Raw genomic sequence first — 5,070 nt, forward strand, 5'->3', positions numbered from 1 at the left:
TAAAATTTTTCGACCTGTGAAATAGGAATATTTTGATCGTAGTTAGTATAAGAAGGGGGATAAGGGGATAAAGGGGATATGGAGATATCAGAGAAGAATATCAAGAAAATCTACTTACTGAGATAATAATTCAATGTATTATCAAGGTACACCAGACACTGGGGCCAGGTTTTCTGGAGAGTATTTACCGCTTTAAAAGCTGCAGGTGTAAAGGTGGCTATTCTTGTAAACTTTGCTAAAGAAAAGGCAGATTTTAGAAGAGTGGAATTAGAATAATATCCCCTTATCTCCTTAATCTCCCTATCTCCTTTTCTTACACCAAGCAGTGGAGTATAATTTTGTTTTTCCCTCGTTGACCTATTTCACAGGTCGAAATTTTTTGGTGTCTTAATCTAGCATAACAGGTTGAAATAGTGTAAGAAAAGGAGATATGGGGATTATGGAGATAAGGAGATAAATTCATTCTAAAATTTTGCAAATTACAATGAATAATCTCCATCTCTCCCTTTATCTCCTTATCTCCTTTTGGACACCAAATCTGCATAGATTTCATTATTAGCGTTATTTTCAGACACCACCAAATTTTCGACCTGTACGGTTAGATTTAGGCTACGAATTTGATATCTCTATGCACCAAAGGTGCAAAGGAATTTATTAGCCCGTAGGTTTCAATCTACGGAATGGATTATTCCATAAAATCAAGCCCCGACGGGGCACAGGAAGATTACCATCTATTCAAACCAGACAGATTTGCAAGAATATTTACCAATAATCTGAATTTTTGCAAACTTGTTGTGGATGAGTATATATAGTTCATTGAATAGTTACGATTTAATAATATGTGGTGTGATAAATATCATTACCTCTGTTTCCTCGGTAATAGTCTTAACCTGTTTAAAGAAGAAACCAATAATAGGAATACTTCCTAAAACAGGTATTTTGACTAATGAATTTTTTTTCTTCTTTTGAGTTAGTCCACCAATAATAATAGTTTCTCCTTCCTTGACCCTAACTTTTGTTTCTACATTCCGTTTATTAATGATAGGTAATCCTTGTGGTGTTCCTTCACCAGCAACATCACCTACTTCAGAAATAATCTTAACAGTAATTTCTCCTTTTTGGGAAATATACGGTGTAATATCAAGGATAATTCCTGATTCAATCGCTTTGAGTGTTACCGATTCATATCCTACCCTGCCACTTAATAATTGATAAAATTCTTCTCTGGACAATTTGATTTTAGCCTGTTGTCCAGTTAATGTAACTACTTTTGGATTAGCTTTAATTTCTGCCTTTCCTTCCTTAACTAACATATCGATGAATGTAATTAGAGCCTGAGAGGTAAGGTCATTAGTAATTGTGTAGGAAATTTTTGAGGTTTTATCCGTTTCCTTTTTGAGCGTCACCGAAGAATCCTTCCATTTAAAATTCCAATTTGTGCCAATATTCCTTATTCCTTCTTTAGATATTTCTGCAATAAGGGATTCAATGACAACCTGTTGTGGTGGGATATCAATCAAAGCGATATCATTTTTAATACGCTCAATAAGGGGATCTGGGGCAGTGATAGTCACCAGATTCTTTCCCTTATTTACCTGGATAAAGGATAAAAAGGATTGCGGTATGAGGGTTAGTAAATCTTCTGCTTGCAAATAGTTCAAATTAAGAAATTCTGTTGAGGTAAGTTTAGCAAATGACGGACCAGTTGGATCAGCTAATCCTACCAGATAGTAATTATCAAATTTACAAAACATATATCCTTTTGGAGCAAGAACCATCTCTAATGCTTTTGATAAAGGGACATCCTGGAGTTCTACCGTAATAACTCCTCGAACAGTATCATCGGGGATAATTGGTATTTTTGCCTGAGTTGATATATCTCGAAGCACTTGAGAGATATCTGTTTCAAAGAAGACATTAGTGATTAATGGTTCTTCTTTTTTCGGCTCTTCTTTGACCTGGATTTCTCCTCTTTTTACAGAAGCAGGTATTGAAGATTCAAGTGATTTAGCCTCCTTTTTTATGGTTTCTATTGTTGAGGCTCCTACTTCTTTCTCTGGCAATATCTGTTGAGGGCTAACCTGAGATTTCTTCTTTTCTACACTCTCCTCTTTTATTACTACTTCAACTTGATTGATTCCTGAAGTAATCTGTGATACTAAGGATGGTTCCATTAACCCAATGGTTATTCTACTTATATGTGTAGGAGTAGTAAGCAATTGGATAATGGAAATGAAAGAAATATAAGAATTTTTCTTTATCTTTTTTCTTGTGTATTCACATTTACATTCTAAAAAGTCTATAACTATTAAAGAAGGGTCTTCTGTGCGAAAATGTTTTAGAATAGGGGTATTAGAAGTTTTTATTATTACTCTTATTTGTCCTTCTTCTTCTTTGATATCAATATCTTTTATCTGATATAATTCCTTACTTTCCTTCTCCTTTTGTAGATATTCTTCTTGCTTTAGAGTAGGAACAGCTGTAAGGACAACTGTGTTATTAACTGACTCCACTAAGGGAATAACAGGAATTCGGAATTCTATTTCGGCAATAGTAGTAAAATCTCTTCCTTCAACGACATTAATCTTTTTTATTATGCCTTGTTCATAGAATTCTGTATCCGACAACCAACTATTTATTGTATCCTCAAAGATTATTTTTGCTGAAAGATTATTAAAGGCACGGATAAGCGAATAATTGGCTTGTTGCTCGGTGATAAAGATAACCTTTGTTTTATTCTTCTCATCTCCTTCTTTTACATCAATATCTAAGAGTTGTGTGTGTTGTGCCCCAAAAGCTGGGCTGAATAAAAATAGATAAAATATCAACCAGAGATAGATTTTTGCTTTTTTACTTAACTGTAAGTTTTTGTTTTTTAGAGATTGGTTCTTTAGCGCCAAAATCGAGTTCCGCAACTGCATAATAATTACCTCTTTTTAATTCTCCCTTATATAAAGATGAGATTATCCTTTTCTGGTTAGGTAAGAGAGGTTCTATTTCTTCCATCAACGGAATGTTAAGTATTTCTTTCCTCTTCTCTTCTTCATATATCCTTAAATTCCCTTTTGGACGGAGATGAATATTCCCTAAATTAACGAAAGTAATAGAGAAAGATAATGAATTATCTTTATTCTTCTGATAGGAGATATTTTCAATTTCAGCCTTTTTTACTGCCGTGTTAGGAATTTCTACAGTAATTGATACCTCTGAGGTAACGGTTGCTTTTTTATCTTTCGTAAGACCGGCAAAACACAACTTAGCATATTTTCCACCATTAACTTCGCGGGGAACCCGAATAGAAAAAGAAAGATTTCGTTTATCTTTTGGAGAAAGGTTAAATTTAGATTGATTAATAGATATCCATTTAGCACAAGAATAAGGTTGGTTACCAGCAGGTAAATAGGAAATTTGGCCATCCTCGTTAACAGCATAATCTTGGGGAAAAACCTCAACCTCTAATTCCGATTGACCTTCATTACGCACTAATATAGAAAAGCTTCGCATCCCTCCAGGAGGTGAGATTAAGTCAATAAAAGATGGTTCAATCCATAGTTTTTCTTTCTTCTGTGCTTCTTTACTGACAGCAATTAATTCCTCTTCCTTCAATTCTTCAATTTTACCCTTAGAAACTTTTATCTTCTTACTTTTGGTTTTTTCTCTCTTCCCTCCATAAACAAATTTAGTTTCTATTATATAGATTCCATCACGGATGTTAGATCGAAAATCTCCTTTAAAATCTCTAATTCCTTCTGGTAAAACAGTCCCTTTCCCTGCGGTAAGAGTAATTGGCTCTCCTCTAAGTTTATATCCTTGTTCATTCTTCAATACCGCTTCACCATTAGCAATAATATGAATATTCCCTGTATTTTTTAACGAGGCTATAATCTCATATCCTGAATAATTTTTAGAGGGCTTTAATTGAATATCTTCTATAACTGCATTGGTAGTAAGTCCATATCCTTTAATCGTCACCAGTAAGAGTGAGGCTAATCGATAGTAGATTGGTGTAGATTTCTCTATCTTCTCAGGAACAATTTCGACCATAATTGCAGAATATCTTCCGCCTAATTCCCCTTTGGGGACAGAAAGTTTACACATCACTTGAATGGCTTCATTCCCGCGCAGCACCTTTTCTTTTGGTAGAATAGTTAACCATTGGGTACAAGAATATTTAGAGGTACCTGGCTTAGGAAATAACACCTTTCCTTCTCTCTCTAAAACTAAGTCTGTGGCATATAATTTTATCTGCAAATCATTCTCACCATTATTTGTCAATAATAAAGGAAATGTTTTAACTGCTCCCTGGACGGTAGATAATTCTATGATTGGTGGAGTTAAAGTAAGTTTAAGCTCTGAATTTGAAACAGCAGGAAAAGTAGATAGAGCACAAAATATACATATCCACTTTATTAACTGATAGGAATTTGTTTTTTGAGCATTTTTGATGTTACCTTCACTTTTACTCATTATGGAGATATTTTACCATAGATTTTATTTCCTGTCAACAAAAAAATTCGACCTGTGAAATAGGAATATTTGAGAGCGTTGCGTAGGACATAAAGTTATATCTCTGGTCCCTGGCATTGTGTTACCTCATTTCTTGCCATCTTTTTGTATTTCTTGACATTTTGGAGTCCCAAAAGACAACCCAGAGGGTCATTAACCAGTCGATATAGCAGTTATTATTCAAAACTTTACTTACAATTAAATACTCGTAACTACTCGTAGTGAATTAACAAGTTATGCGTGAACCATTACTACACTATGTCAAATTAATGCTATAACTCTCTATATTTTTAGACAATTAGGGATGGTTTCTTTTATCGTTTTCCCTATGATTTTTGTTGGAAATTGGAAATTAGAAATTGGGCTTTTGTCTCTCTCCCTAATTTCCAATTTCTAATTTCAATCCGCAATTTTTCAAACAAAAGTGAACCGTCCCGAGAATTCTACCTCATCCTTCATTTAATGTCCCATAGGGACAACATATCGGTAGAAATAAATATCACACAAATAATGTCCCATAGGGACAATATATCGGTAAATGGCTTTCCATAAATTTTCTACTAC

General features: G+C 34.1%; 4 protein-coding genes. 1 reads left to right on the forward strand and 3 read right to left on the reverse strand.

The window, feature by feature from the left end; all coding sequences use genetic code 11:
• The first annotated feature begins 125 nt into the window (after window positions 1-125).
• Window positions 126-239: a GxxExxY protein gene (locus AB1422_16685; GenBank protein ID MEW6620943.1), complete on the forward strand. Its 114-nt coding sequence runs from the start codon at window positions 126-128 to the stop codon at window positions 237-239.
• Window positions 240-313: 74 nt separating this feature from the next.
• Here AB1422_16685 and AB1422_16690 read toward each other — a convergent pair whose 3' ends face one another.
• The 3 genes from AB1422_16690 to AB1422_16700 all read right to left on the reverse strand — a co-directional run bounded on the left by AB1422_16690 (window position 314) and on the right by AB1422_16700 (window position 4,467).
• The gene (locus AB1422_16690; GenBank protein MEW6620944.1) at window positions 314-544 is read right to left on the reverse strand and encodes a hypothetical protein; all 231 of its coding nucleotides are present in this window, start codon (window positions 542-544) and stop codon (window positions 314-316) included.
• A gap of 280 nt (window positions 545-824) precedes the next feature.
• Window positions 825-2,921, reverse strand: coding sequence for an AMIN domain-containing protein (locus AB1422_16695; GenBank protein ID MEW6620945.1), 2,097 nt, complete (start codon window positions 2,919-2,921; stop codon window positions 825-827).
• A complete protein-coding gene (locus AB1422_16700) occupies window positions 2,851-4,467 on the reverse strand; it encodes a hypothetical protein (GenBank protein ID MEW6620946.1) in 1,617 nt (538 codons plus the stop codon). The genes AB1422_16695 and AB1422_16700 overlap by 71 nt, the downstream gene beginning before the upstream one ends.
• Between the last annotated feature and the right edge of the window lie 603 nt (window positions 4,468-5,070).

This window comes from bacterium (assembly GCA_040757115.1).
In the GTDB taxonomy this organism is placed as follows: domain Bacteria; phylum UBA9089; class CG2-30-40-21; order CG2-30-40-21; family SBAY01; genus JBFLXS01.